This window comes from Desulfosarcina sp. (assembly GCF_055467485.1).
On the sequence record NZ_JBUOIV010000006.1, the window covers coordinates 1 to 25,939 of the forward strand.

General features: G+C 58.6%; 24 protein-coding genes. 22 read left to right on the forward strand and 2 right to left on the reverse strand.

Going from position 1 to position 25,939, the window contains the following annotated elements; all coding sequences use genetic code 11:
- The coding region (locus tag ACZCED_RS04505) for a lactate racemase domain-containing protein (protein WP_464860296.1) at positions 1–485 on the reverse strand (485 nt) is incomplete at its 3' end.
- A 355-nt stretch (positions 486–840) separates the two neighbouring features.
- On the opposite strand from ACZCED_RS04505, the gene ACZCED_RS04510 reads away from it, so the two are divergent.
- From ACZCED_RS04510 to ACZCED_RS04570, 13 genes are all read left to right on the forward strand, one after another.
- On the forward strand, positions 841–1,617 hold the full coding sequence (locus tag ACZCED_RS04510; protein WP_462970963.1) for an IclR family transcriptional regulator: 777 nt from the start codon (positions 841–843) through the stop codon (positions 1,615–1,617).
- Positions 1,618–1,670: 53 nt separating this feature from the next.
- Positions 1,671–2,522 (forward strand): 3-methyl-2-oxobutanoate hydroxymethyltransferase, encoded by an 852-nt coding sequence (gene panB / locus ACZCED_RS04515; protein ID WP_462970962.1) that lies wholly within the window; start codon positions 1,671–1,673, stop codon positions 2,520–2,522.
- A 51-nt stretch (positions 2,523–2,573) separates the two neighbouring features.
- The gene (locus tag ACZCED_RS04520) at positions 2,574–3,524 is read left to right on the forward strand and encodes a hypothetical protein (protein WP_462970961.1); all 951 of its coding nucleotides are present in this window, start codon (positions 2,574–2,576) and stop codon (positions 3,522–3,524) included.
- A 47-nt stretch (positions 3,525–3,571) separates the two neighbouring features.
- Positions 3,572–4,744, forward strand: a complete 1,173-nt coding sequence (locus ACZCED_RS04525) for a pyridoxal phosphate-dependent aminotransferase (RefSeq protein ID WP_462970960.1) — start codon at positions 3,572–3,574, stop codon at positions 4,742–4,744.
- Between the two features lie 34 nt (positions 4,745–4,778).
- Positions 4,779–5,954: a M24 family metallopeptidase gene (locus tag ACZCED_RS04530; protein ID WP_462970959.1), complete on the forward strand. Its 1,176-nt coding sequence runs from the start codon at positions 4,779–4,781 to the stop codon at positions 5,952–5,954.
- Positions 5,951–6,682, forward strand: a complete 732-nt coding sequence (locus ACZCED_RS04535) for an aspartate/glutamate racemase family protein (protein ID WP_462970958.1) — start codon at positions 5,951–5,953, stop codon at positions 6,680–6,682. The genes ACZCED_RS04530 and ACZCED_RS04535 overlap by 4 nt, the downstream gene beginning before the upstream one ends.
- Before the next feature lie 45 nt (positions 6,683–6,727).
- Entirely contained in the window at positions 6,728–7,954 is a 1,227-nt protein-coding gene (locus ACZCED_RS04540) for a M20 metallopeptidase family protein (RefSeq protein WP_464860297.1), read from the forward strand.
- A gap of 53 nt (positions 7,955–8,007) precedes the next feature.
- Positions 8,008–9,042, forward strand: coding sequence for a TRAP transporter substrate-binding protein DctP (dctP, locus tag ACZCED_RS04545; RefSeq protein ID WP_462970956.1), 1,035 nt, complete (start codon positions 8,008–8,010; stop codon positions 9,040–9,042).
- Positions 9,043–9,141: 99 nt separating this feature from the next.
- Positions 9,142–9,720 carry a TRAP transporter small permease gene (locus ACZCED_RS04550; RefSeq protein WP_464860298.1) on the forward strand — a complete coding sequence of 193 codons (579 nt, stop codon included), beginning with the start codon at positions 9,142–9,144 and terminating at the stop codon, positions 9,718–9,720.
- A gap of 3 nt (positions 9,721–9,723) precedes the next feature.
- Positions 9,724–11,415, forward strand: coding sequence for a TRAP transporter large permease subunit (locus ACZCED_RS04555; protein WP_462970954.1), 1,692 nt, complete (start codon positions 9,724–9,726; stop codon positions 11,413–11,415).
- Positions 11,416–11,427: 12 nt separating this feature from the next.
- The gene (locus ACZCED_RS04560) at positions 11,428–12,423 is read left to right on the forward strand and encodes a pyridoxal-phosphate dependent enzyme (protein WP_462970953.1); all 996 of its coding nucleotides are present in this window, start codon (positions 11,428–11,430) and stop codon (positions 12,421–12,423) included.
- Complete coding sequence (locus tag ACZCED_RS04565; protein WP_464860299.1) at positions 12,420–13,403, forward strand: cyclodeaminase; 984 nt, start codon at positions 12,420–12,422, stop codon at positions 13,401–13,403. The genes ACZCED_RS04560 and ACZCED_RS04565 overlap by 4 nt, the downstream gene beginning before the upstream one ends.
- A 45-nt stretch (positions 13,404–13,448) precedes the next feature.
- Positions 13,449–14,666, forward strand: coding sequence for a M24 family metallopeptidase (locus ACZCED_RS04570; protein WP_464860300.1), 1,218 nt, complete (start codon positions 13,449–13,451; stop codon positions 14,664–14,666).
- 78 nt (positions 14,667–14,744) lie between these two features.
- Here the strand turns inward: ACZCED_RS04570 and ACZCED_RS04575 are convergent, their stop codons facing one another.
- A complete protein-coding gene (locus tag ACZCED_RS04575) occupies positions 14,745–15,434 on the reverse strand; it encodes a sulfite exporter TauE/SafE family protein (RefSeq protein WP_462970950.1) in 690 nt (229 codons plus the stop codon).
- A gap of 216 nt (positions 15,435–15,650) precedes the next feature.
- On the opposite strand from ACZCED_RS04575, the gene ACZCED_RS04580 reads away from it, so the two are divergent.
- The 9 genes from ACZCED_RS04580 (at position 15,651) to ACZCED_RS04620 (ending at position 25,939) form a co-directional block, all read left to right on the forward strand.
- Positions 15,651–16,214 carry a nitrous oxide reductase accessory protein NosL gene (locus ACZCED_RS04580; protein ID WP_462970949.1) on the forward strand — a complete coding sequence of 188 codons (564 nt, stop codon included), beginning with the start codon at positions 15,651–15,653 and terminating at the stop codon, positions 16,212–16,214.
- 85 nt (positions 16,215–16,299) lie between these two features.
- A complete protein-coding gene (locus tag ACZCED_RS04585; protein ID WP_462970948.1) occupies positions 16,300–16,587 on the forward strand; it encodes a hypothetical protein in 288 nt (95 codons plus the stop codon).
- Positions 16,584–17,735, forward strand: a complete 1,152-nt coding sequence (locus ACZCED_RS04590; protein ID WP_462970947.1) for an ABC transporter permease family protein — start codon at positions 16,584–16,586, stop codon at positions 17,733–17,735. The genes ACZCED_RS04585 and ACZCED_RS04590 overlap by 4 nt, the downstream gene beginning before the upstream one ends.
- Entirely contained in the window at positions 17,726–18,433 is a 708-nt protein-coding gene (locus tag ACZCED_RS04595; protein WP_462970946.1) for an ABC transporter ATP-binding protein, read from the forward strand. The genes ACZCED_RS04590 and ACZCED_RS04595 overlap by 10 nt, the downstream gene beginning before the upstream one ends.
- Positions 18,430–19,464, forward strand: coding sequence for a hypothetical protein (locus tag ACZCED_RS04600; protein ID WP_464860301.1), 1,035 nt, complete (start codon positions 18,430–18,432; stop codon positions 19,462–19,464). Before ACZCED_RS04595 ends, ACZCED_RS04600 begins: the two co-directional genes overlap by 4 nt.
- A 422-nt stretch (positions 19,465–19,886) precedes the next feature.
- The gene (locus ACZCED_RS04605) at positions 19,887–22,832 is read left to right on the forward strand and encodes a 4Fe-4S dicluster domain-containing protein (RefSeq protein WP_462970944.1); all 2,946 of its coding nucleotides are present in this window, start codon (positions 19,887–19,889) and stop codon (positions 22,830–22,832) included.
- Between the two features lie 38 nt (positions 22,833–22,870).
- Positions 22,871–24,190, forward strand: coding sequence for an NrfD/PsrC family molybdoenzyme membrane anchor subunit (nrfD, locus tag ACZCED_RS04610; protein ID WP_464860302.1), 1,320 nt, complete (start codon positions 22,871–22,873; stop codon positions 24,188–24,190).
- Positions 24,180–24,692 carry a DUF3341 domain-containing protein gene (locus ACZCED_RS04615; protein WP_464860303.1) on the forward strand — a complete coding sequence of 171 codons (513 nt, stop codon included), beginning with the start codon at positions 24,180–24,182 and terminating at the stop codon, positions 24,690–24,692. The genes nrfD and ACZCED_RS04615 overlap by 11 nt, the downstream gene beginning before the upstream one ends.
- A 29-nt stretch (positions 24,693–24,721) precedes the next feature.
- Positions 24,722–25,939 (forward strand): hypothetical protein, encoded by a 1,218-nt coding sequence (locus ACZCED_RS04620; protein ID WP_464860304.1) that lies wholly within the window; start codon positions 24,722–24,724, stop codon positions 25,937–25,939.

Below are 25,939 nucleotides of genomic sequence, written 5' to 3' on the forward strand. Positions count from 1 at the left end.
AAGTCGTCTGGACCTACTCCGGCCACGAAAAGGACTGCCTGGCCGTACAGTTGCACGACTTCTCCGACTCCGGCGACCTGCAGGTCGATTTCGATTTCCACGCGGACGTTTTCCAGCACCCATGCGTCACCCACGAGTTCCGCCAGTTCACCATCTTCGTTGGGACGGTGCAGACCGGTTGCCACAAGAACGGCGATATCTGTTAGGACCACGCCCCCTTTAGTGAGTTCGTCGATCAACGGTCGCAAAAAGAGGTGGTTGGGTACCGGGCGGGTGATGTCACAGATCAGGATGCAGGCCCTTTTGCCTGGCCCGGCCAGTTCGGCCAATGGGGGTGACGCCACCGGGACGGTCAGGGCCTGTGCTATCGCCTCAGTCGGGTTCTCGATCAGCGGCATGGTTTTCTTACGTATTACGGTGACCTTCCAGTCATCGGGAAGTTTCAACGCTAAACCTTGACGGCCATAGTTCATCCTTATTTGCATGATGTCACTCCATTAGAAGAAAAATTACCATGGCAACGGTGTTCTATTGTGTGGCATCAAATGGCATGCCCCTCGATGCGATCCCTGTCCTGCATAGATATTACTGAAACCCATGTCTTTCAGATCGTTTTGGGAAACGTCATGAGCACAGGCAAAGCGTTGCGCCCTTCGTTCGGCTGAGTCTACCCAATCCGCTTTAAATCCAGCCCTCTTTTTAAAAAAACTTGACAAGGTCGGTTCATATCCGTAAGGTATGATGTCACACATAAAGAGACATTGTCACGCATAGCGAGACATTTTGAAGACAGGTAAAGCAAACCGCATCAAGGACGCATTGCGATTGGAGAGGCAACGGATGCCATCAAAAGGTGAGAAATACTATTTTGTTGCATCGCTGGCTAAAGGATTGCGCGTTCTGGAACTCCTGGCTGCAAAGGGTGAGATGTCCGCCTCGCGCATGGCAGGTTGTTTGGACACCAGCAGGGCCGCCATCCACCGTTTTTTAACGACGCTGCGTGACCTGGGTTATGTCGAAAAGACAGCCGACGGTCGGTTTCGGTTGACGTTTAAAGTTGTCGAACTCGGCATGAAAAAACTCGACGGATTCGAGATCCGCCATAGCGTGCATCCTTTCCTGCAGGAGATGGCCCTGGCTTGCGGCGAAACAGTCAACCTCGGACATTGGGACGGTACCGCCATCGTCCATCTGGACAAGATCAACAGCAAGGAAATCTTGAGATTGGACGTCGGACTGGGGGCGCTGGCGCCGGCGTATTGCACCGGTCTGGGCAAGGCGGTGCTGGCGTTTCTGCCTGCTCATGAGCTTGACGACTACCTCGAATCGGTGGAGTGGGTGGCGATGTCTCCCAAAACGATTACGACCCCGGAAAAATTGATCGTCGATATCAGGGAAATCAGGGAGCGCGGCTATGCCATCGACAATGAAGAACTCAGCCTGGGACTGCGCTGCGTGGCCGCACCGGTGTTTGATCACAGGGGCAGGCCGACATACGCCATTAGCGTCTCCGGCCCCTCGCAACGGATGACGAAAAAGAAAATCGATACTATTCAAGCAACCCTGCTGCCGCTGTGCCGCCGAATATCACGGCTGATCGGTGCACCTGAACAATGAAGTCACAAGCGTAGCGTCTTTAAAAAAACGAATGATGAGGAGGGCAACAAACCATGAGCAGAAAAAAAATGACCCGTTTTGACCTGCTGAAATTAAAGCAGGATGGTCAACAGGCGGTCTGGATCACCGCATATGACTACTGGACCGCCGCTTTCGCTGAGCAGGCCGGAATGGACATGATCCTGGTTGGCGATTCTCTGGGAATGTGCATCTACGGGTACAGTGGCACAGTCCCGGTGACCATGGACCAGTGCATCTGGCACAGCGAGGCGGTGCGACGCGGTGCACCCGGTACGTTCATTGTCGGCGACATGCCCTTCTTGTCCTATCAGGTGAGTGTGGAAGAGGCGGTGCGAAATGCAGGACGGTTTCACAAAGAGGCCGGAGTTGACGCCATCAAGCTGGAAGGCGGCGTAAGGGTATGCCCACAGATACGAGCCATTGCCGACGGCGGGATGCTGGTGATGGGACATATCGGGCTCACGCCCCAGAGTTCCGGCCAGCAAGGCGGTTTCAAGGCACAGGGGAGAACGGCAGAAGCGGCCAAGGAAGTCATCGAGGATGCCATGGCCATCCAGGCCGCCGGCGCCTTTTCGCTGCTGGTGGAAGCCGTGCCGCCTGAAGTCTGCGGGATCATCCGCGACAAGCTGAGCATCCCGGTATACAGCATTGGTGCCGGGTGGGAAGCCGACGGACAGCTTATGATCTGCAGCGACGTGTTGGGTATCTTTCAGGCCTTCACCCCCAAATTTGTCAAGAAATATGAAAACCTTGGAGAAAAAACCGTCAGCGCTTTCAGGCAATATGCCCAGGAAGCCCGCAACGGACAGTTCCCCAAGGAGGAACACGCCTACAAGATGGTAGAGGGTGAGCTGCCAAAACTCAAAAAACTGTTGGGTGAATGACCGGCGATCGGCAAGCGCCAATTAAAAATATACAAACCGATGGAGGAAGAAATGTCTGAAGTGTTGAAAACGATTCGTGATTTCATGGAAAAAGAAGGCATCCCCGGACGAGACGCCCATGCATTGCCCACGTCTGCCAGATCGTTTCCCGATGGTGCGAATTACCGGATCGAAATTGCCGGCGTGGAAAGAGCGTCCACGATGGAGGCCATGATCGACGAGTCCAAAAAGCGTAATGTGACCATCCACCGCTGCATTGCCGCGGTAGGCGGGTCCACCTATTGCGACTTCCAGGAGCTCAAGGATATGGCCCAGATGGCCCACGATGAGAAGATCGAGATGATCATGACCGTCGGCCACCGCAAAGGCTGGGACCCCGGCTCCAAGGAGCTTTCCACACCGGAAGGCGGCATGCAGGGTTTCCGCCTGAGAGGATCGGACAACATTTCCTATCACATTGCCGACATCATGAGAAATATCGAAGCCGGGCATCGAGGCTTCCTCGTATACGACGAAGGGGTACTGTTCATCCTGGACAAAATGCGTGCCGAAGGCCTGATTCCGGCGGAGACGATCTTCAAATTCTCGGTTTTCGGTGGATACTGCAGTGCGGCCGGCGCCAAAGTAATTGAATCCTTGGGCGCCAACTCGATGAATCCCATTTCGGATGTATCACTTCCCATTTTGGGTTCCATCCGCCAGGCGGTCAATCTGCCTCTGGATGTATATGTGATCGTCGTCGACTCGTTCGGCGGCTTGTTCAGGGCGTACGAGGCGCCTGAGATCGCCCGCGTGGCCTCTCCGTGCTATTTCAAATTCGAACCCGGGACGACCGAAGGCGACATCTACAAACCCTGGATTTCGGAAGCCTGGCACGCGGGCCTGATTCGGGAAAAAGTCAAGATCGCCTCCATTGTCATGGAGATCATGCAACGGCACGCCCCGGATTTAAGGACGTCCGCCAAGGGGCCTGCAGACCTTGTTCTGCCGGTGGTGGCATAACTGTCAATCGAGAATAGTGCAGATGAGCCAACATAAGGAAACCGCATATGACAACGCCCAATTTCCTGTCCGACCGGACCCATGAAGTGGAGTGGTCGGGCATCCGCATCATGTTCGCCATGGCCGAAAAGATTCCAGGAGTCGTTAACCTGGGCATCGGTCAGCCCGATTTCGACACCCCCGCATTCATCCGCGATGCCGCCAAACAGGCCCTGGACGATGGTTATACGCGCTATCCGCCGGCCAAAGGGTTTGCCGACCTTCGTCGGGTGATTGCCAACAAGCTCAAACAAGAAAATGGTATCGATGCCGACCCGGACACAGAAGTCTATGTGGCCGTGGGGGCCATGCAGGTTATTTTCAATACCTGCCTGCACCTGCTCAACCCGGGAGACGAGGTGATCGTCATGGACCCGGGCTACGACTACTACTCGCAGATCCGCCTATTCGGCGGTGTGCCTGTGCCGGTGGCCACCCATGAATCCAACCGGTTCAAGGTGGACCCGGCCGATATCCGAGCCGCCATCACCGATAAAACCAAGCTGATGATCATCAACACCCCGTCCAATCCCACCGGGGCGATCTTCGACGAGGCGATCCTCAGATCCATTGCCGACATGGCTATCGAACATGACATCTGGGTGCTTTCGGACGAACCCTACGAGCACATCCTGTTTGACGGACACCGGCACATCAGCATCGGAGCCTTGGCCGGTATGGCCGAAAGGACCATTTCCGCCTTCACCCTATCCAAGTCCTACGCCATGACCGGCTGGCGGGTCGGCTACACCGCTGCGCCAAAGGCGGTCATCGATGAGATGGAAAAACTCATGGAACATATGGTGTCCGGGGTGACCGCCGTTGCCCAGCGGGCCGCCCTGGCCGCTATCTCCGCTCCCCAGGACTGCGTAGAAGAGATGGTTGCCACCTATGACAAGAGACGGCACCTCGTCCATGAGGGCCTCAACGCCATCGATGGAATTCAGTGCATCAATCCGGAATCGACCTTCTACGCCTTTCCGAATATCTCATCGACCGGGCTTTCCTCCTGGGATTTTGCCAAGTATCTGGTCAACGAACACAAGGTGGCTGTGGTCCCGGGCAGTATTTTCGGAAACGCCGGTGAAGGGTACGTGCGCCTCTCTTTTGCCGCGAGTATGGATCAACTGAAAGAGGGAATCGCCCGTATCGGGCGCGGAGTGGCCGCCTTGCGGGCCTAAACCGTTTAACAACCATTGCCAGGAGGTGTGAAGCATGCCCCTGTTTTTGACGGACGAATATCTCGAACGCCTTGACAAGACCAAACAGCGAATGGCAGATGCCGGGATCGATGTGCTGGTTGTCTCTGATCCGGCCAATATGAACTACCTGACCGGCTACGACGGATGGTCCTTTTATGTCCCCCAGTGTGTCGTGGTCAGCCTGGACGCCGACACCCCGCTGTGGATCGGACGCAGAATGGACGTGGCCGGGGCACGGCATACCACCTTCTTGCCCGAATCCCACATCATCGGATACCCGGAAAATTACATTCAGACGACAGATCGGCACCCCATGAATGTTGTGGGCGATATGATTACCGAACGCGGCTGGGCGGCCAAGACCGTCGGGGTGGAAATGGATGCCTATTACTTCACCGCCCGCGCCTATGCCGAGCTGCAGAAAAACCTGCCTGACGCGCGCTTTGCCAACGCCGACCTGCTGGTCAACTGGGTACGCCTGGTCAAATCGGACGCCGAGATTGCCCTGATGCGCCAAGCCGGACAGATCGCCAACCGGGTGATGACTGCGGCCATCGATCGCCTCGAACCGGGCGTGCGCGAGTGCGATGCCGTGGCGGCCGTCTACCAGGCCCAGATGACGGGAACCGAGGCGTTCGGCGGAGACTATCCGGCCATCGTGCCTATGATGCCCACCGGTGAGAAAACCTCGGCCCCTCACCTGACTTGGACGGATGCCCCTTACGAAAGGGAACAGATGGTCAACCTGGAACTGGCCGCCTGCCGGCATCGCTACCACTGCCCCATCGCGCGTACGGCCTATCTGGGCAAGAACCCGCCGGCCAAGCTGGTTGAACTGGCCGCCCACACGGTGGAAGGCCTCGATCTCACTCTGGCGGCGATCAGGCCGGGCATGCGTGCAGAGGCGGTGGAACGGGTCTGGCGCAAGCACATCGCCAAGGCCGGGTTGGAGAAGGAGTCGCGTATCGGCTACGCCATGGGTCTCAATTACCCGCCGGACTGGGGTGAGCACACCGCCAGCCTGCGTCCCGGCGACCCGACCATCCTGGCACCCAACATGACCTTTCACATGATTTTAGGCATGTGGATGGACGATTACGGCTTCGAGTGCAGCGAATCGTTTCGTGTCAGCGAAAACGGCTGCGAAACCTTCGCCGATGTGCCACGCAAACTGTTCGTCAAGCCATGATCTGCCGTGCCCGGAAAGGACAAGTCAGCAGCGGGGAGGCCATCGGCATCCTCCTTTTGGACACGTCGGTGCCCTTCATCCCCGGGGATGTGGCCAACGCCTCCACCTATGGCTTTCCCGTGCGTTTTGGCAGGGTCGAAGGATTCACGGTGGCGCGGGCCATCGGCAAGGACCCCGCGATCTACGATGCGCTGAAAACCGCAGCCCGGGAAATGGTGGACCAGGGCGTGCGGGCCGTGACCGGCGACTGCGGATTCATGGCCCTGCATCAGCAGCGGCTGGCCGATGATCTTGGCATCCCGGTATTTTTGTCCAGCTTGCTGCAGATTCCCTTTATACTCTCCATTCTGGGAGAGAAGAGCAAGGTCGGGGTTCTCACGGCCGACGGCCGCAGCCTGGACGAAACCCTGCTGGCCGCCGTGGGGGTCACCGATACCGGTCGACTCGTTGTCGAGGGGCTGGAAGCGCAGCCACACTTTCACCGGTTCGCTATCCAAGAGACGGGCACGCTGGACACGGAAAAGGTCGCTGCCGAGGTGGTGGGCGCCGGCCGGCATCTCATGGCACGGGACAAGGCGATCAAGGCGCTGCTGCTGGAGTGCAGCCTGCTGCCGCCCTACGCCGCCGCGCTGCAGGCGGCCGTCCAGGTGCCGGTGTTCGATTACATCACCATGATCAATTTCGTTTTCTCAGCAGTAGTCAAGCGTTCCTATGACGGGTTTATGTAAAACGGGGCCGCATTTCAGATAAAAAAAAGCCAGCAGGATAGGACAATGCAGATATCCGACCAGATCCAACAATACCGCGATGAGTTGATCGCGCTGCGGCGCGATTTTCACCGCCATCCCGAGCTGGGTTTCGAAGAGCACCGCACGGCTGAGGTCGTTGCATCCTATTTAAAGGACCTGGGATTGAATCCCCGCCGGGTGGCAGGCACAGGCGTGGTTGCCCTTCTGGAAGGATCACGCCCCGGTCCGGTCCTCATGCTGCGGGCGGATATGGACGCCCTGCCGGTCATCGAAGAAAATGATGTCGACTACCGGTCTGAAAATCCGGGAGTGATGCATGCCTGCGGCCACGATGCCCATATGGCCATGCTGCTGATCGCGGCCAACGTGTTGTCACAACATAGGGACGAAATCGCAGGGACCATCAAATTCGTCTTTCAACCCAACGAGGAGATCGCCGGTGCGCTGCGCATGATCGAAGCGGGCGTACTGGAATCGCCTGCCGTTGATGCGGTAATGGGCATTCATGTCTGGACGCCGCTATCATCGGGGAGAATCGGCATTACCGCCGGTCCGGTCATGGGTGGACTGGACGTCTTCAAAATGACGATTGTCGGCAAAGGCGGACACACCGGCGTGCCCGAGGATGCCATCGATCCCGTGATTGCTGCAGCCAACCTGATCCAGACCGTGCAGACCATCCAGACCCGGGAAATCAGCAATCTGAAGTCGACCGTCATCATGTTCGGCAAAATTTCGGGGGGCACCAAGAGCAACATCATCCCGGACAGGGTCGACCTGGAAGGCTCCATCCGTTTTCTTTACAAAGGCGGGCCCGACAGTATCGAACAGCCGACCGAAAGGTTCACGCGTATCGCCGAGCAGGTCTGCCAAACCCATCGCTGCACCTGCCAGATTGAAATCATTCATGAGAACATCCCGTTGATCAACGATCCGCAGATGACGGCGCTGGCCCGCGATACGGCGGCCACGGTATTCGGGGGAAAAGATGCCGTCGTCGACAACGTCACCATCGCCAGCGAGGACTTCTCGGAGTTCAGCGAACGCGTCCCCGGGGTCTTCATGTTTCTCGGTGCCGGCAATGCGCGCAAAGGCACCACCATCTCCCACCACAATCCGCGTTTCGATATCGATGAAGATGTACTTACCGACGGGGTGGCCATGCATGTGCACGGCGCCCTCAACTATTTCAATACCATGGGCAAATCAAAAGGAGGTGAACACAGACTACCACACCCATCCGGAACGTAATCTCAACCGTCCCCGGCTCGCCCCGACGAGCTGCAGATGAAAGGAGTTGTACCATGAAAAAAGTCGTGAATTCCAAAGTATTCAAAACTTTTCTGGCAGGCGTTCTGCTAATCGCGGCAACCCATATGAGCGTGCATGCAGAGGAGTGGAAGTATGCCATGGGCGAGGGGGAGAGCGATCCCCAGGGTATCTACGCGGTGGCATTTAAGAACTATATTGAGGAAAACTCCAGGCATACAATCAAGATCTATCCAGTCGGAACCCTCGGCGAAGAGACCGATATGCTGGAACAGACCAGAGCCGGGATCTTGCAGTTCCTGGGTCAATCAACCGGTTATATGGGTGGCACGATTCCTGAGATGGATCTGTTTACCCTGCCTTATGTGATGCCGACCGACACGAAACAGCTCGATTATTTTTTTAAACATTCAAAAGTGATTAACGACATGCTTCCCGAAATTTTCAGGGAGCACGGGCTCGAGTTGCTCTCTATCTTCCCGGAAGGTGAGATGGCGGTGACAACGCTCGAACCCTTTCACTCACCGGCGGATTTAAAGGGCAGAAAAATGCGTGTAATGCCGGGATCGCCTATCCTGGTTGAGACCTATGAAGCCTTTGGCGCTTCCCCTGTTCCCATGAGCTGGGGGGATTTGATTGGAGCCCTCAAGACCAAAATGGTAGATGGCCAGGAGAACCCAACGGTATGGATTGAAGCCTATGATCTGGACAACTTGACAAACGTGTTGACCTATACCGGACACGGACACTTCAACGCATCCGCATCGGCAAATAAAAAGTTTTTCGATGCGCTTAGCAAAAGAGACCAAGAACTGGTTCGCGCAGCAGCTGCACATGCACACCAGGTTATCCTGAATGAGGCGCAAAAGCTGGATGCTTATGGCCTTGGTCGCATTGTCAGGACCAACCCGAGCTATAAGATCGTGACCCTCACGGAGAGCGAGCGGGCACCGTTCAAAGAAGCGGCCAAGGCGGTCCAGGCTTCGTTTGCATCCAAGAGCGCTTCAAACAAAAGCGTTTTAGATCAAATGATGGCCGACCTCAAAGAAGCTGAGAAAAAAGCCGAATAATATCCCCATCGCTCATCTGCCGCTCATTTGAGCGGCAGATGAGCGTTAATGCGTTGAGCCTTTTTTAGGCACAATCTGCTTTCCTACCCGGAATAAAAGATGGACAAAGTAAAAAGAAAAAAGATCAATCCTATCTTACAAGTGCTCGATTTTGCGGATGTGCTGATTAGCAAGTTCGAAGGGGTGATGCTGGCTCTTGGAGTGATCGCGATGACGACCAATACCATTGCTGCCGTGATCAGCCGGTATGTTTTCAATAGTGCGATCACCTTCACCGATGAGCTTAATATGATATTCATCGTTGTGGTAACTTATGCCGGACTTAGCTATGCAGCGCGCAATGGACGCCATATCCGGATGTCTGCCATATATGATTCAATGCCTGCAAAGACGCGAAAGCTATTGATGATTATGATGGCTTCGGTGACGTCGGCGTTTATGTTTTTTCTCTCTTTCTATTCGTACTGCTATATTGTTGAGGTGTATGAGAGCGGGCGCATTTTGCCGGCTTTGGGGCTGCCGGTGTTTTATATCTATTTGTGGGCACCCATCGGCTTTTTTCTGACGGGATTGCAGTATGCGTTTACGGTGGTCAAGAATTTAAGAGAGCGTGAGGTCTACCTTTCAACCCATATCAAAGATGGCTATTCTGAAACAGCCAGTGATACTGAGATCTAAGGTATGATGATGAGACTTCCAATTTGGAATTTATTACTGTTATCCGTGTTATACAGCTTTTTGACCACTCCTCTTTTGGCATCCGACCCTGTCACCGTCGTGATTGAAGAGACGACGATTGAACAGAAGACCAACCTTTTCGTATACGGCTATGCCGAGGGTGTGGACAGACGGCAAAAGGTAAGCATCACCGTAACTGATCGTAGCGCTAAAACGATTGAACTGCAGGCGAAGACCAATAAAATCGGCAATTGGGGCATCGAAGATATCGACGTCAGCACGCTGGGTGACGGCAAGATCACCATTACCGCAGTGATTGCAGATGAAGCGGGACAAATAGTGGCCCAAACCAGCTCCACGGCTTTTCTGGATACCCGCTTCAGTCTCGTCGAGTTCATGACTAACCATTTTGCCGCCACCATCTTTTTGCTGATGGTCACGCTATTGCTGTTGGGGTTCCCCATGAAGATCCCTTTGATTGCCGGGGCTACGCTGGGGGTGTATCTGCTTTACGATGGCGATCTCTCACAGATGCAGTTCATGATCCAGCAGATGATGGCAGGAATTCGTCCAGCCGCACTCATCGCCGTGCCGATGTTTATCCTCTCGGCCGATATTATGACCCGAGGCAAATCGGCCGAAAAGCTGATCGATCTGGTGATGGCGTTCGTCCGGCACATCAAGGGCGGGCTGGCTGTGAGTACAGCCGGAGCATGTGCGGTATTTGGTGCCGTTTCCGGTTCGACGCAAGCCACCGTTGTAGCAATTGGGTCACCGCTGCGGCCCAGGCTTCAACAAGGGGGGTACAAAGACTCCTTTATTTTGGCACTCATCGTCAACTCCAGTGATATCGCTTTTTTGATTCCTCCCAGTATTGGGATGATTATTTATGGAATTGTCGCCAAAACCTCCATTCCTGAGCTGTTTATCGCCGGCATCGGCCCGGGGCTGCTGATCCTGCTTCTATTTTCCATCTACAGCGTTATCTATGCGTATATAAACAAGATTCCCATCGAACCGAAAGCCACATGGCGTGAGCGGGGAACGGCGCTGTATCGCGCACTGTGGCCGTTGGGATTCCCGGTCATCATTATCGGCGGCATCTTTGGCGGCATCTTCAGCCCCACAGAAGCAGCCGCCGTAAGCGTGGCCTATGCCATCGTGCTGGAGGGCTTTGTTTTTAAAACGATGACGCTTAGAGACTTTTGGGCAACCTCCTTGTCGACCGGGTTAGTCACAGCTGTTGTCTTCATCCTGGTCGGTGCCGGAGCCGCGTTTGCCTGGGTGTTGTCCTATGCGCAGGTGCCCCAACAGCTGTTGGGGATGATCGGCATTTCCGAGATGGGCAAATATGGTGTTCTTTTTGTTATCTCTGTCGCTTTTTTTGTCGGATGTATGTTCGTTGATCCGATTGTGGTGATCTTGATTCTAGTGCCAATTTTTGCACCGAGTGTGAACAATGTGGGACTCGACCCGGTTCTGGTGGGTACGATCATTACGCTCCAAGTTGCCATTGGCTCGGCAACACCGCCGTTTGGCTGCGATATTTTTACCGCTATTGCGGTATTTAAACGCCCTTACTTTGAAGTTGTCAGAGGGACACCGCCATTTATTCTCATTCTTTTGGGTGTCGCCGTAGCGATGATCTTCTTTCCGGAGATTGCGCTTTACTTAAGAGATGTCGCCTTTAGATAAAAGACGTTACTTATGACAGACCAACCGACGCTGCATGATGTGTATCGCGCCCATGCCCGCATCAAACCTCTCATCGTTGAAACGCCGCTCCTGGCATCTGCCGAATTGACGGACAAAACAGGCGCTCAATCGGTCCATCTGAAACTGGAGTGTCTGCAGAATACCGGCGCCTTCAAAGTGCGGGGTGCCGCAAACAAGATCCTAAGTCTTTCCAACCAGGAAAAACAGAAAGGCGTGATCACGTTTTCCACCGGCAACCACGGCAAGGCTGTGGCCTATGTGGCCGAGCGCACCGGCATTCAGGCCACCGTGTGTCTATCAGAACATGTTCCGGCCTACCGGGCGCAAACGATCCGGCGCCTCGGTGCAACGGTCGCCGTTAAGGGTCGCAGCCAGGACGAGGCCGAAAAACACTACCAGGAATTGGCGCGGGTCCACGGGTTCACGCCGGTCGTGCCCTTCGATGACCCTTCGATCATCGCCGGCCAGGGCACCCTCGCCCTGGAGATCCTGCGTGAGCTGCCGGCGGCGCAGGTACTGCTGATCCCTTTGTCCGGCGGCGGCCTGCTGGCCGGCATGGCCATGGTGGCCAAATCCATAAACCCCGGCATCCATATCGTGGGTCTTTCCATTGAACGTTCCCCTGCCATGGTGGCAAGCCTCAAAGCATCCAAACCGGTACAAGTGGAGGAAAAATCCTCTATTGCCGATTCACTGCTGGGCGGAATCGGGTTTGACAACCATTACACCCTGCCAATGGTTGAAAGATACGTCGACGAGCATCTGCTGATCAGTGAGGAAGAGATCAAGGCCGGCATGTTTTATCTTTTCGATTCCCACCGGACGATTGTCGAAGGCGCGGCTGCCGTGGGTGTCGGGGCCATGCTGAGCGGCCGGATCGATCTGGCCGGTACGCGCGTGGTCACGGTGATCACCGGCGGCAGTGTTGAATCGGCGGCCTATCTGTCGATTATCAATGAGCAATTGAAAAGGACCTCCCATTCATGATTCGCATACTCGGCGAAAAAGAAATCAAGAGCATTGTCTCGCTGGACTTGTCGGTAGTAGAGGACATCGAGACCGGATTCAGTGAGTTGGACAAGGGCAATGCCCTGGTTCCCCCGATCATGATGATCCCGGTGCCGGAAAAGAACGGCGAGGTGGACATTAAGAGTGCCTACATCAAGGGTTACAACCAGCTGGCCATCAAGGTCGCTTCCGGCTTTTTCGACAACAGCCGGCTGGGCTTGCCCTCCCAGAGCGGTCAAATGCTGGTGGTCAGTGCCGAGACCGGATTCCTCCAGGGCGTGCTGCTGGATAACGGCTATCTGACCCAGGTGCGCACAGGGGCTGCCGGGGCGGTGGCGGCCAAGTATCTGGCCACGCAGCCTGCCGACAGCGTCGGGGTGATCGGTTCAGGAGTGCAGGCCCGCTTTCAGATGGTGGCGCTGATGCTGGTTCGCCCCTACTCAACGATTCGCATGTTCAGCCTGGATGCGGAAGATGTCAAGGATCGCTATGTGCATGACATGCAGCAACAGTTGAACGTGCGGGTGATCAAGGCAGCCAGCATCGAAGCCGTGGTCAAAGACAGTGCCATTGTGGTCACGACTACGCCCGCCCGCAAAGGTTTCATCAAGGCCAAATGGCTTCATCCCGGCCTGCATATCACGGCCATGGGCAGCGATACGGAAGAGAAGCAGGAGCTCGAAGCCGATGTGCTCGCCGCCGCGGATGTGGTTGTGTGTGACCTCAAATCCCAGAGCACCCGCCTGGGTGAACTGCGCCGGCCAGTGGCGCAGAACCGGGTCGCGGTGGATTCGGTGATCGAACTTGGAGCGATCGTCAATGGCCGGACCCCAGGCCGCACGGACGAGCGCCAGACGACCGTATGCGACCTGACCGGCGTAGGCGTCCAGGATACCATGATCGCCGTCAAAACCCTGGCCATGGCCGAGGAGATGGGGGTGGGTCTGACCATTGCCTGACCTGACCCCATTCGGAAGACAACATTTGGGGACCATCTTTTTTAAATGAATGGTTGGAAGCGCAAAGAGGTGTCCACGATGCCCGAGAAGATGATATTCTCAAAAACAGAATACGACCGCCGGATCCGGCACACCAAGGAACAGATGGACCGCCAGGGCATTGAAGTGATGGTGGTGGTCGATCCGGCCAACATGAATTATCTCACCGGCTACGACGGCTGGTCCTTTTACGTCCACCAGGGAGTGATCCTCTCCCTGGATTCAGACCTTCCGCTGTGGTTTGGCCGACAGCAGGATGCCAACGGCGCCCGGCTGACCACCTGGCTGCCCGACGAAAGCATTTTCGGCTACCCGGACGAGTATGTGCAGTCGCGCTACACCCACACCATGCGCTACGTCGCCCAGCTGCTGCGCGACCGGGGTCTGGCGGAAAAGCGCCTGGGGCTGGAGATGGACGGCTACTGGTTCAGTGCCCGGATGTATCTCACCCTCCAGGAGGAACTGACCCGGGCGACGCTGCTGGACGCCACCAATCTGGTCAACTGGGTCAAAATCGTCAAGTCCGAGCCTGAGATTGCCTGCATGAGGCAGGCATCGCGGATATGCAAAAAGGTGATGCGGACTGCCATTGAGGCCATTGCCCCCGGCGTGTGGGAGAAGGATGCAGCGGCCATGGTGTCGGCGGCGCAGATTGCAGGCACGGATGGATACGGCGGTGCGCCGCCGGCAATTTTTCCGATCATGCCCTCGGCGGAAAGGACCACCACCGCCCACCTGACCTATGATCCGGACCGTCAATACAGCCGGGGGGATGTGGTGCTGCTGGAGTTGTGCGGCGCCAGGCATCGATATCACGCGCCACTTTCCCGTACACTTTTCCTCGGCGACCCCCCTGACGATCTTCTCAAGACCGCAGAGGGGGTGGTGACCGGACTGCAGAAAACACTGGATTTCATCGGCCCCGGTGTGACGGCCGAGGAAGTAGAAGCACGCTGGCGGGCGGCCATCGCCCACACCGGTGTGGTCAAACCCTCCCGGGTCGGCTATTCCTACGGACTGAACTATGTGCCGGACTGGGGTGAGCACACACTGAGCCTGCGGCCCGGCGACAAAACGGTGCTGGAACCGGGGATGACCATTCACTTCATGCCGGGCATCTGGTTGGACAGTTACGGATTTGAATGCAGCGAACCGGTGTTGATCACGGAAAGCGGGTGTGAAAAATTTATTGAATTTCCTCAGCAGCTGTTCGTCAAACACTGATCCGTGGCCATTTCACCCTCCTCCTGGACCGGCCGGGTTTGCGCCTTCGCTGCAGCGGTCTGTTGCTGACAACCGTCCTTATACGATCGTCTCCAATGCCTTGACGATCAGGGTCGCCGCCATGCCGATCATGATCAGCCCGGCCAGAATGTCCGCCTGCTGCCGGAATCGATTCAAAAAGACCGCCGCCCCGACGCCCACGGCCAGCAGCCCCGGCAGCGTGCCCAGACCGAAGACCAGGGCCGTCACGGCGCCGGAAAGCATCTGGGCGCCGGAAAGGGCCTTGGCAAAAGCGGCATAGGAAAGCCCGCAGGGCAGGCCGCCCAGAAACATCCCCATCAGGAAAAGATCCAGGTTGCTTCGCAGTGCTGGAGCCCGGGACATGAGGCGCCGCCAGCCGGGCATTCGGTTGGGCATGGCGACGGCCAGCCACCGGGGTTCGGCGACGAATCCCAGGCGGGACAGTCCGAAAAACAGCAGGAAGAGGCCGGCCAGCAGGCTGATGCCCACCTGACCCCGGGTTATCCAGACCAGCGGGTTGCCGCCGACGGCCGAGGCCAGGCCAATCAATCCACCGCCGGCAGCGCCCATCGATGCACCGATGACGCCGTAAGTGATCAATCGGCCGGCATGGTAGGCCAGGTGAGCCGACCACCGCCCGGTCTGCCCGGGCAGGGCCACTACCAGGGGGCCGCACATGCCGATGCAATGGCCGGTGCCCAGCAGGCCCAACATGAAAAGGGCAATCGTGTCAATTGGCGTGGTCATCCGCTCACCAAGTAAGACTTACACTTTTTTCATATCCATCATGTGGCTGAAAACCAATCCCTTGATCCCCGAATTCCTCTATCCCTCAATCTCTTGCAGTTTCGCATAAAAGCAGTTACATTGACATTCTCTTTTTTTATTCCAGGCAATTCCCAACAGCGGTTTCGTTTAATTCAAAGATCCTTTCACCAACTTTAGAAAAAAGGAGGCCCCGGTTTGAAGTGCTTACCCCGTTCCTGGCATTGGATGTTGGCCGTCCCTGTAACCTGCGCGCTGATTCTGTTCCAGGGCGCGGCGCACACTGCTGAAAGCGGGCCGGCAGCGGCCTTGAAGTCGCTTTCGGCCGACGGGCAGATGGCCCTCAGCGAATCCGACCGCTGTCCGGTCTGCGCCATGTTCCCCGCCCGGCGCCCCCAGACGGCCGCCGCCATGACCCTGAAAAGCGGCGAGACCTTTTATTTTTGCGGAAACGGCTGCCTCCTCAGGACCTGGCTGCGGCCGACGGTCTACCTGGGAAAACCGCAGGCGGAAATCGATCGGTTGGTGGTCCGCGACTACTTTTCCGGCGAGCCCATCGACGGACGCACGGCCACATGGGTGGCCGGGTCCGATGTGGTGGGCCCCATGGGACCGGCCATCATCGCCCTGGGCGACGCGGCCCAGCTGGCCACCTTCAAAAACCGCCATGGCGGCAAAACCGTATTCACCTTCGACCAGGTCGATGACGCGCTGTGGAAGACAATCAGCCACCGCGACCTGCCCAAGGAAAAAACGGATTGAACTAACTGAAAATCGATTTTTTATCCTTATGGTGAACCCTCCCCGCGGCAAGCCGAGGGGAGGGTTCAATCAATAAAAGCGCATCATGCCATCCCATCTCGCCGAGAAAAATTCTCCGTATCCGGCACCGTGCCGCGGCGCCCGGCGCCTGCTGACCATCGCCGTCATCAGCGGCATGCTGCTCCTGTTCGCCACAGCCACGGACCTGTCGCTGCGGCAGGTCCGCCAGGACGACGGCGCCGGCGCATGGATGAAGGCGATGGCGCTGTCTGCCCCGGCCCTGTGGACCGCCGGCAGCCCCATGCGCCATCCGGAGACGGCGCATCCGGGAGTCGACTTGCGTTTCACCGCCGGCCTGGTGACCGCCCCATGATGCCGGGGACCCTGTATCCGCCCATGGTCGTCTGGGCCGCGCGGGACGTCCAGCGCCATGCCGGTCGGTCCACACTCCTTTTTCTGTGCCTATTCTGCCTGGTTTTCCTGATCGCCACGGCATTGCTGTTCAGCCAGGCGCTGGACGCGACCTGGGCGCACCTCCTGGACCAGGGCCCGGACCTGGTGGTCCGGCGCATCGACGACGGCGGGTGGGCGCCCATTCCCGCCGACGACGCGGTGGCCTCGGCAAAACGCATTCCCGGTGTTCTCAACCCGACCCCCCGTCTCTGGGGTGCGGTAACTGGCCCCGACGGCCCCGTTACGGTGGTGGCCACAACCGCCGTTGTCCCCGACAGCGTGCTGAAGGGAATGACGCCACCGTCTGCCGGCCAGGCCGTGGTCGGCCAGGGAGTGGCCCGGATCATGTCGGGCAGCCGCTTGAACCTGGGCAGCCGCCATACCCTGACCGTCATCGATGTTTTTCCGGTCGATACCAGCCTGGCCACCCATGACCTGGTCTGGACGACACCGGCGGATGCGCGTCACCTGCTGGGACTGGCACCGGGGCAGGCCAGCGACCTGGCTGTGCATCTGTTCCGGCGCGAAGAGGAGCAGGCCATCCAGGCCGATCTCGCCGCTGCCTTCCCCTGGCCCGTGCACATCACCGACCGCACTGCCAGCGCCCTGCGCCATCGAACCCGGGCTGCCCGATCGGGCGGCATCGCGGTGGTAGCCAGCATCCCGGCCCTGCTGGCCCTGCTGTTGATCATCACGGGAACAGGTTTAGACAATGCCGGCCAGCGGGCCCATTGGGGCCTGCTCAAAGCACTGGGATGGACCACCGCAGACATTGTGCGGCTTCAGGTCTGCCGGGCGATGATCGTGGGAACGCCGGCTGTGATCATGGGCCTGGCCTCGGCTTACGCCGCCGTTTTTTATCCGCCCGCTGCCGGCCTCACCGCCTTTTGGATCACCGGCGCCCAGCACCTGGCGGCGCTGCCCCTGGTCAGCAGCGGAGCCGCAATCATCATGCTGGAAATCGCCGCACTGGTGGTCCTGCCCTTCCTGGCGGCCGTTTTTCTCACCAGTGTCCGGGCGGCGGCCGGAACCCCATGGACCGCGCTGCAGGCAGACCCATGGAGCTGAATGCGGGGCTGGCCTGCCGCCGGCTGGATTTCCGGTGGCCCGCAAAGCGAGCCGTCGAACCACTCGTGCTGGAATCGGTGGAGGCGGTATTTCCTCCGGGAACCGTCAGCCTGGTAACCGGGGACACCGGCAGCGGCAAGAGTACCCTGCTGCATCTGCTGGCCGGTCTGCTGCGCCCCACGGCCGGCGAGGTGTGGGCCGACGGCCTGCCGGTCTCGCGCTGGCCGTCCCGTCACCGCGATCCCTGGAGAAAGCAGGTGGGCATCGTGTTTCAGCACCTCGCATTGATACCGGGCCTCACCGTGGCGGAAAACCTTCTCTTGCCAATGATCCCGAGGCAGATCGCCTGGTCCCGCATGCAGGACGAGATTCTCCGGCAGCTGGCTGACGCCGGCCTGTCGGCCCTGGCCGATTCCCCGACGAGCGTGCTGTCCGGTGGTCAGCGGCAGCGCCTGGCCATTGCCCGGGCATTGGTGGACCGCCCCCGGTTCATCCTGGCCGACGAGCCCACGGCTTTCCAGGATGACCGCCATGCAGCGCGGATACATGCGCAGTTGTGCCGCACCGCCCGGGAAGGGGCGGTGGTCGTCATCTGTTCCCACGACCCGCGGCTGCGGTCGTCCGATGAAATTGACCGAAGGTATCATTTGACCTCGGCGACATTGACCGACAATTTTGCAGAACGGGAATCACCATGACCTGGCATCCCCTGGTCTGGGCTTTTTGGGTGGCGGCGGCAACCGGCGGACTGCTCTATGCAGCGGCCGCCTTGCAGGCGACGGACGTGATGCTGAACTGGAACCCGGCAAGCGCGGATATGGATCAACTGCGGCGGGAACGCCGTGCCGAAACGGCCGTGCTCCTGGGCCGGTGGTCCTTAGGATGCCTGGCAGCTGCTGCCTTGTCGGGTCTCGTGGGCATTGCCGCCGTCTGGCATCGGATGGTCTCCGGCGCCATGTGCGGAACCGGCGTCCTGCAGGCCATGGGAACCAACGGCAGCCGTGCCATGATTTTCTGGGGCGTCACCCTGCTCATCCTTTACGCCTGGCGGGTGCTGGACGGCCTGGACAGCCACCATCCTTTAGGGGTATTGACCCGGGCCGGGACACGGATCATGATCAGTGCGGCCCCCTTTTTCGTGCTGGCCCTCCTCTTCTCCTGGCAGGCCCTGATGCGGGTTGAAACCGTCCCCGCGGTCAGTTGCTGCGCGGCGGCATACGATCGTGTGCTGACCGGTGCATCCGAAACCACAGCCATCAGATTGATCGTGCCGGTCTGCCTCTGGTTCAGCCTGGCGGGCAGTGCGTCCCTGCTGGTAATGGCGGCATCGGCGATTCGATCCCCGGATCGCACGTCTGGCGCAACAATGGCCATCGTCGCGTTTCTCTGGATCATCGCAGCAATGGTTGCCGTAAAGCAGGTGTGGTCAGCCTACTATTACCAGGTCCTCTCCCACCCCTGCCCGTGGTGTCTGTTTCTGCCGGATTACTATGGCATGGGGTTCATTATTTTCGGGTGCATGGCCGCCATCGCCATGGAAAGCACCGCCCTGTGGCTGGTCAACCGGGCCCGCTGCCGATACCCCGTCCTGGCCGATCCGGCCGGCGAGCGCATCCAACGGTCCGCCTGGCGCATAGTGACAGCCATGATTGGGTTCACGATGCTTACTCTGGGACCGGCCATCGCCTGGCGCCTGCGCACCGGCGCCTGGCTGGACGGTTCCCCCTGATCGGCGCAGGGCAGGAATGAGCCGCTTCAGCGCGTTGTAAGCCCGTCGCTGGCGGAAGGGTTGGGGGGGCAACCGAAATTCGATGTCGATCCATACGGCGCCGCGCAGCACTGCCGATACGGTCTAAACATCGCTTGCTCTCGATCCCTGGCAAGTGGTCTTTCCCCTGCATACCGATCGCCTACCGATAGCCCGCGCCCCTCACTTTAGGCGATTGACACCCCAGGAGCCTTTTGCTATCGTGACGTTAATTTCGCGCCAAATCATTTTGACCCCGACGTTCACCAGCAGCATGGCCGCAGTACTTGCGGCGAATTGTAACTTTCACCGACAATCAACCATCCATCGGCAACAGGATGGGTGACGGACCCGACCTACCCATGTCATCGGCATGGGAAACCTGGCACGAACGGGCATCACGAATGAATCGCAGAACATTTCTCAAGATTGCATCCATGGGCAGCGTCGCCGTTGCCGCCGGCTGCTCAGCCAAATCCGAAAACAACCTGTTCACCATGGTCCAGGCCACGGAAGACATGGTCACCGGCAAGGAGACCTGGTATGCATCCACCTGCCGGGAATGCCCGGCCGGCTGCGGCGTGCTGGCCAAAAACCGTGAGGGTCGGATCATCAAGCTGGAAGGCAATCATCTCCATCCGGTCAACCGTGGATCCCTTTGTATCCGGGGGCAGGCGGCCCTGCAAGGGCTGTACAATCCCGACCGGCTGTGGATGCCCCGGCTGAGAACGGAGGAGGGGTGGCAGGAGATCTCCTTCGAAAAAGCCGAGGCATTGATCCGGCAAAAAGCCAGGGCGGCAGCCAATCGCGGCACCGGCCGCATCTCCATGGTCACCGAGGTCGTCGGCCAGACCCAACTGGACCTGTTTGCCAGGGTATTGCAGGCATTCAACGGCGCACCGCCCATCGTTTTCGAACCCCTGGCCCACGAGGCCCTCAAATTTGCCCACCAGCAGATATTTGGCAGACCCGCCCTGCCTGTCCTGCACATGGACCAGGCCGATGTGCTGGTCGGCTTCGGCGCCGACTTTCTGGAGACCTGGCTCTCGCCGGTGGAATACGCCCGCAAGTTCAAGGCCATGCACATGTTGAGCAACGGCAGCAAGGGCGTGTTTGTCCAGGTCAGCCCGTTCCAGTCCCTGACTGGCGCCAATGCCGACCGCTGGATCGGCTGCCGGCCGGGCACCGAGGCCGCAGTGATCATGGGGCTGATCAACACGGTGATCAGCGAAGAGAACGGCCGCAACGTGAGCCGAAATCTTCGCACGGTCCTGGCAGAGGCGACCAAGACCTACACCCCCGAAACGGTGGCTCGCATATCGGGCGTCAGCGTTGAAGACCAGGCCGCGGTCGGCCGGCTGTTGCTTGCAGCCAAACGGCCCCTGGTTCTGGGCACGGGCGCCGGCGGTGCCGGCAGCCATGCAGTTGCCGCCGAACTGGCCGCCCTTTTTCTCAACCTGACCCTGGACCCTGAAATATCCCTGTTCGACTTCAACAACCGTCACCGGGTAGAGATCGCCGACCGTCGTTCCACCGTCCTGGACGCCTTCGATGCCATGGATCAACAATCCGTGGAACTGGTACTGCTCAACAACGTCAATCCGGTCTTTTCCATTCCCGGCGGCAGCCGCATCGCCAAGACCCTGAGCCAAAAAAAGCGCTTCGTGGTGGCCTTTTCCAACTTCATGGATGAGACATCGGCCACCGCCGATCTGATCGTACCGGTGCAGGTGGCCCTGGAGACCTGGGACGCCTATGAAAGCAACAGCACCACCTTGGCCACCCTGCAGCCCACCATGGGAAAGATCACCCAGGCGCCGGCATTGGGGGACCTGTTGCTCAATCTGCTCGCGCCAGACGAGCGACCGGCGGCCGACTACCAGTCACTGGTAACCCAGGCTGTCCTGGCCGGCCAGGGAAGTCAAACCGCCACCACCTGGCTGAAAACGATCCAGAAGGGTGGACGCTTCGGCGAAGACAGCGCAGCGAACGGTAGCCCCAAGGTAAGCCTGAGAGCTGCAGCAACCCTGAAAACCTACCTGGCGACGCTACCGGAACCAACGGATGAATATGTGCTCATGGCGCCGCCCTCCATCCGCTTTTTCGACGGCCGGGGAGCCAACCGGCCCTGGCTGATCGAGACCCCGGACACCCTGACCCAGATCCCCTGGCAATCCACGGCCCTGATCAATCCGGACAGCATGGCCGCCGACGGCATGCAGGATGGCGATGTCGTTATCATAACAACCCAAAGCGGAGATATTCAGGCACCGGTAAAAGCCTATGCGGGCGTTTTCCCGGGAACCGTCGTGGTGCCTGCCGGGCAGGGCCACAGCGTGTTCGGCCGCTGGGGCAGCGGCCAGGGCGTCAACCCCCTGGCCACACTGGATCCATCGGTCGATGCCGACGCCGGGGCACCGTCGTTCGCCACGCCGCTGGCAAGCCTGAAAAAAAGCGGCCGAAACGTGATGCTGGCCACAACCTCAGGCCACCGCGTGGCCCTGGGCCGAAAAATCGCCCCCACCGTGGCCATCGATCAGATCGGCCACAGGGACAGCCACGACAAGCCGGGCCTGACCATGGACAGCTTCCCGCTGACGCCACCGTTGCCCGAAGGCTACGATCCCAAACGGGATCTTTACCCCCCCCACGACCATGACGGCTACCGCTGGGCCATGATCGTTGACATGGACCGCTGCATCGGCTGCAGCGCCTGCGTGGGAGCATGCTACGCGGAAAACAACATCGGCATGGTCGGAGAGAAGCGAATCCTGGAAGGCCGTGAGATGGCCTGGCTGCAGATCCAGCGCTACCATGACCCGGCCAACATGGCCCGGATCACCTTTTTGCCCATGATGTGCCAGCACTGCGACAACGCCCCCTGCGAGGCGGTCTGCCCGGTCTATGCGCCCCACCACTCCAAGGAGGGGCTCAACAACCAGATCTATAACCGCTGCATCGGTACCCGTTTCTGTGGCCAGAACTGCCCCTACAAGGTGCGACGTTTCAACTGGTTCGACTGGGAACGTCCCGAGCCACTGCCGATGCAGCTCAATCCCAACGTCACCGTTCGCAGCAAAGGCGTGATGGAAAAGTGCTCATTCTGCATCCAGCGCATCAAGGATGCCCACAACACGGCCAAAAACGAAAACCGCGCCATCCGCGACGGCGAGGTGGTGCCGGCCTGCGCCCAGACCTGTCCCACCGGTGCCTTGACCTTCGGCAGCCTCATGGATAAGACCAGCCGGGTGAGCCATTTGATCAAGGATCCGCGAGCCTATCAGGTGCTGGGATACCTGAACACCAAACCGGCGGTGATTTACCTTAAAAAAGTGACTCAGGCCGTTTAAATCGATTCAAATTCATCCGGGATAGGACAAAGGTATCGATGGAGCAAACACTCACCTACCGCAAGATAGACGATACGGTTCTGGATACCCTGACACCGCCTCAACGCAGCTACTGGGTGCTCGTTGCCCTGCTATTTGCCGGAGTGCTCATAGGTGCAGGCTGCTGGACTTACCAGATCCTGGTGGGCATCGGTGTCGGCGGCCAGAACAACCCGGTGTTTTGGGGAACTTACCTGATCAACTTTGTCTTTTGGGTGGGAATCGCCCATTCGGGCACACTGATTTCGGCCATCCTGCACCTGTTCCGGGCCGGGTGGCGCAACCCCATCGCCCGGGCGGCCGAGACCATGACCGTTTTCGCCGTGTGCACTGCGGGCTTGTTTCCCTTCATCCACCTGGGACGGGTCTGGATGGTCTACTACATGCTGCCGGTGCCCAATCAGCGTACCCTGTGGCCCAACTTCCAGTCGCCGCTGATGTTCGACGTAGTGGCCATTTCCACCTACCTGACGGTCAGCAGCCTGTTCTGGTACACCGGCATGCTGCCGGACCTGGCCACCATCCGCGACCGCACCCACGGGCTGCGGCACAAGATTTTCAAAGTGCTCTCCCTGGGCTGGACCGGTGAGTGGGAAATCTGGCGCCACTACACCCGCGGCTATCTCTTTTTTGCCGCCCTGGCCACCCCCCTGGTCATTTCGGTGCACAGCGTCGTCTCCTGGGATTTCGCCCTGAGCGTCATCCCCGGATGGCACACCACCATTTTTGCCCCCTATTTCGTGGCCGGAGCCATCCATTCGGGCCTGGCCATGGTGCTTACGCTGATGATCCCCCTGCGCATCATCTTCAAATACGAGGCCATCATCACCACGCGCGTTTTAGAAAGCGTGGCCAAAACCATCGTCTTCACCGGCCTCATCGTGGGGTTTGCCTATGCCACCGAAATTTTCATCGCCTGGTACAGCCACAACCCGGTGGAGGTGGAATCCTTCCGCTGGCGGGCCTTCGGCGACTACGCGCTGGAATACTGGATCATGGTGACGTGCAACACCATCATCCCGCTGCTGCTTCTCTTTAAGAAGATACGCACGAACATCCGTTTCCTCTTTATCATCTCCCTGATCGTCAACGTGGGCATGTGGTATGAGCGCTTCGTGATCATCATCGGCTCGGTAGCCCACGATTTCCTGCCCCACGCCTGGGGGCTCTATGCGCCGAGCCTGGTCGAATTTGGCATCATGATCGGTGCCTTCTGCCTCTTCTTTTTCCTCTTCGTGCTCTTTGTCAAGCACATGCCGTCGGTCTCCATGACCGAGATGAAAGAAACCCTGCATGAAGGAGAATCCCATGCCGGCTGACACCATTTCCATCATGGGGATCTTTTCCAGTGAACGCAGCGCCGCCTCGGCCATCGACCAGCTGCGTGAAACGCCATGGTCTATCGAGCGGGTCCACAGCCCCATCCCCAGCCACGTCATCGAACACGCCCTGGAACTGCCCAAGAGCCGGGTGGGCTGGTTTACCCTGGCCGGCGGCATCATCGGGTTCCTCACCGGATTTCTGCTGGCCGCCTTCACCGCCACCCGCTGGTCACTGATCGTCGGCGGCAAGCCAGTGGTGGCACTGGTACCCTTCTTCATCGTGGGGTTTGAATTTACCATCCTCTTTGCCGTCTTCGGCAACGTTCTGGGCTTGATCTCGCAGGCGCGGCTGCCGCGCTTTGAAACCCAGGCGCATTACGACGAGCGCTTTTCCGGAGACCGCTTCGGGGTGCTGGCCTCCTGCAGCAACGACGAGCGGGAGGCATTGACCCGTTTCTTCAAGGAAAACGGTGCCGAGATCAAAACAAATGACGGGTAGAGGCGTTAAGAGATGATGGAAAGGTGAACATGTCAACAACCCATGACAATCCACTGCCGCTGATGAAGATCTTTTACGGCCTGACCGCCGTCGGGTTCCTGATCTTCATCACCGTCGCCGCCGTGGGCAACCCGGCCCGGGCCTGGCAGGCCTACCTGCTCAACTTCCTGTTTTTCTCGGCCATCGCCCAAGGCGCCGTGCTCTTTTCGGCCCTCATGCACACGGTAAAAGCCCGCTGGAGCGGACCACTGACGGATGTGGCCGAATCCTTCGCCGCCTTCTTCCCGGTCTCCCTGGCCCTTTTCGTCATCCTGTTTCTCGGCCAGCAGCACATCTTTCCCTGGCTCCACGAGGACCTGCACGGCAAGGAAGTCTGGCTCAACGTGCCTTTCATGTTCGGCCGGGATCTTTTCGGGCTGTGCCTGCTATATGGCTTCGGCCTGGCCTTTTTGTACCATCGGCTCTACTTCACCCTGAAAGAGCGGGGCGCATCCGGTCCCTTCGGCCGTTGGCTGCTGGCCCGCTGGGATCAACACCCGCCGGATGAGAAGCGCCTGGCCGGCCGCATGACCGTTTTCGGCATCCTCTACCTGCTGGCCTTTGCCCTGGTTCTCTCCCTGGTCGGCTACGATCTGGTTATGGCCACGGACCCGCACTGGTACTCGACCCTCTTCGGCGCCTACACGTTTGTCAAAGCCGTCTTCATCGGTTTCGGGGCCCTGATCGTGCTGAGCTCCCTTTTACACCTGAGCAGTAGAAACGGCTATCATGTCGAAGAGAACCAGTTTCACGATATCGGCAAGCTCTTTTTCGCGTTCTGCCTGGTGTGGGCCGATTTTTTCTATGCCCAGTTCGTGGTGATCTGGTACGGCAACATCCCCGAAGAGACCGCCTACATCATCGAGCGCACCATGGCCGCCCCTTGGAACGTGCTGGCCTGGACCGTTTTCATCGGCTGCTTCCTGGCCCCCTTTCTGATCCTGCTCAACCGCCGGATCAAGACCATGCCCAGGGCCATGACGGTGATTTGCCTGGCGGTCATGACCGGCATCTGGCTGGAGCATTACCTGCTCTTGGGCCCCTCCTTCCATCACCATGCCCACCATATTCCCCTTGGCTGGGTGGAAGCCGCCGTGGCCGTTGGCTTTTTCGGTCTGATGGCCGCCGCCGTCACCGGCTATTTCAAACAATTTCCCGAACTGCTGCAGGGCAAAAAAATCAATGGCCTGGAAGCAGAAGGGGGTTAG

Bases quoted from the DNA above. Each gene is read 5' to 3' on its own strand.
- ACZCED_RS04510 (WP_462970963.1), top strand. From the start codon at position 841: ATGCCATCAAAAGGTGAGAAATACTATTTTGTTGCATCGCTGGCTAAA.
- panB (WP_462970962.1), top strand. From the start codon at position 1,671: ATGAGCAGAAAAAAAATGACCCGTTTTGACCTGCTGAAATTAAAGCAG.
- ACZCED_RS04520 (WP_462970961.1), top strand. From the start codon at position 2,574: ATGTCTGAAGTGTTGAAAACGATTCGTGATTTCATGGAAAAAGAAGGC.
- ACZCED_RS04525 (WP_462970960.1), top strand. From the start codon at position 3,572: ATGACAACGCCCAATTTCCTGTCCGACCGGACCCATGAAGTGGAGTGG.
- ACZCED_RS04530 (WP_462970959.1), top strand. From the start codon at position 4,779: ATGCCCCTGTTTTTGACGGACGAATATCTCGAACGCCTTGACAAGACC.
- ACZCED_RS04535 (WP_462970958.1), top strand. From the start codon at position 5,951: ATGATCTGCCGTGCCCGGAAAGGACAAGTCAGCAGCGGGGAGGCCATC.
- ACZCED_RS04540 (WP_464860297.1), top strand. From the start codon at position 6,728: ATGCAGATATCCGACCAGATCCAACAATACCGCGATGAGTTGATCGCG.
- dctP (WP_462970956.1), top strand. From the start codon at position 8,008: ATGAAAAAAGTCGTGAATTCCAAAGTATTCAAAACTTTTCTGGCAGGC.
- ACZCED_RS04550 (WP_464860298.1), top strand. From the start codon at position 9,142: ATGGACAAAGTAAAAAGAAAAAAGATCAATCCTATCTTACAAGTGCTC.
- ACZCED_RS04555 (WP_462970954.1), top strand. From the start codon at position 9,724: ATGATGATGAGACTTCCAATTTGGAATTTATTACTGTTATCCGTGTTA.
- ACZCED_RS04560 (WP_462970953.1), top strand. From the start codon at position 11,428: ATGACAGACCAACCGACGCTGCATGATGTGTATCGCGCCCATGCCCGC.
- ACZCED_RS04565 (WP_464860299.1), top strand. From the start codon at position 12,420: ATGATTCGCATACTCGGCGAAAAAGAAATCAAGAGCATTGTCTCGCTG.
- ACZCED_RS04570 (WP_464860300.1), top strand. From the start codon at position 13,449: ATGAATGGTTGGAAGCGCAAAGAGGTGTCCACGATGCCCGAGAAGATG.
- ACZCED_RS04575 (WP_462970950.1), bottom strand. From the start codon at position 15,434: ATGACCACGCCAATTGACACGATTGCCCTTTTCATGTTGGGCCTGCTG.
- ACZCED_RS04585 (WP_462970948.1), top strand. From the start codon at position 16,300: ATGCCATCCCATCTCGCCGAGAAAAATTCTCCGTATCCGGCACCGTGC.
- ACZCED_RS04590 (WP_462970947.1), top strand. From the start codon at position 16,584: ATGATGCCGGGGACCCTGTATCCGCCCATGGTCGTCTGGGCCGCGCGG.
- ACZCED_RS04595 (WP_462970946.1), top strand. From the start codon at position 17,726: ATGGAGCTGAATGCGGGGCTGGCCTGCCGCCGGCTGGATTTCCGGTGG.
- ACZCED_RS04600 (WP_464860301.1), top strand. From the start codon at position 18,430: ATGACCTGGCATCCCCTGGTCTGGGCTTTTTGGGTGGCGGCGGCAACC.
- ACZCED_RS04605 (WP_462970944.1), top strand. From the start codon at position 19,887: ATGAATCGCAGAACATTTCTCAAGATTGCATCCATGGGCAGCGTCGCC.
- nrfD (WP_464860302.1), top strand. From the start codon at position 22,871: ATGGAGCAAACACTCACCTACCGCAAGATAGACGATACGGTTCTGGAT.
- ACZCED_RS04615 (WP_464860303.1), top strand. From the start codon at position 24,180: ATGCCGGCTGACACCATTTCCATCATGGGGATCTTTTCCAGTGAACGC.
- ACZCED_RS04620 (WP_464860304.1), top strand. From the start codon at position 24,722: ATGTCAACAACCCATGACAATCCACTGCCGCTGATGAAGATCTTTTAC.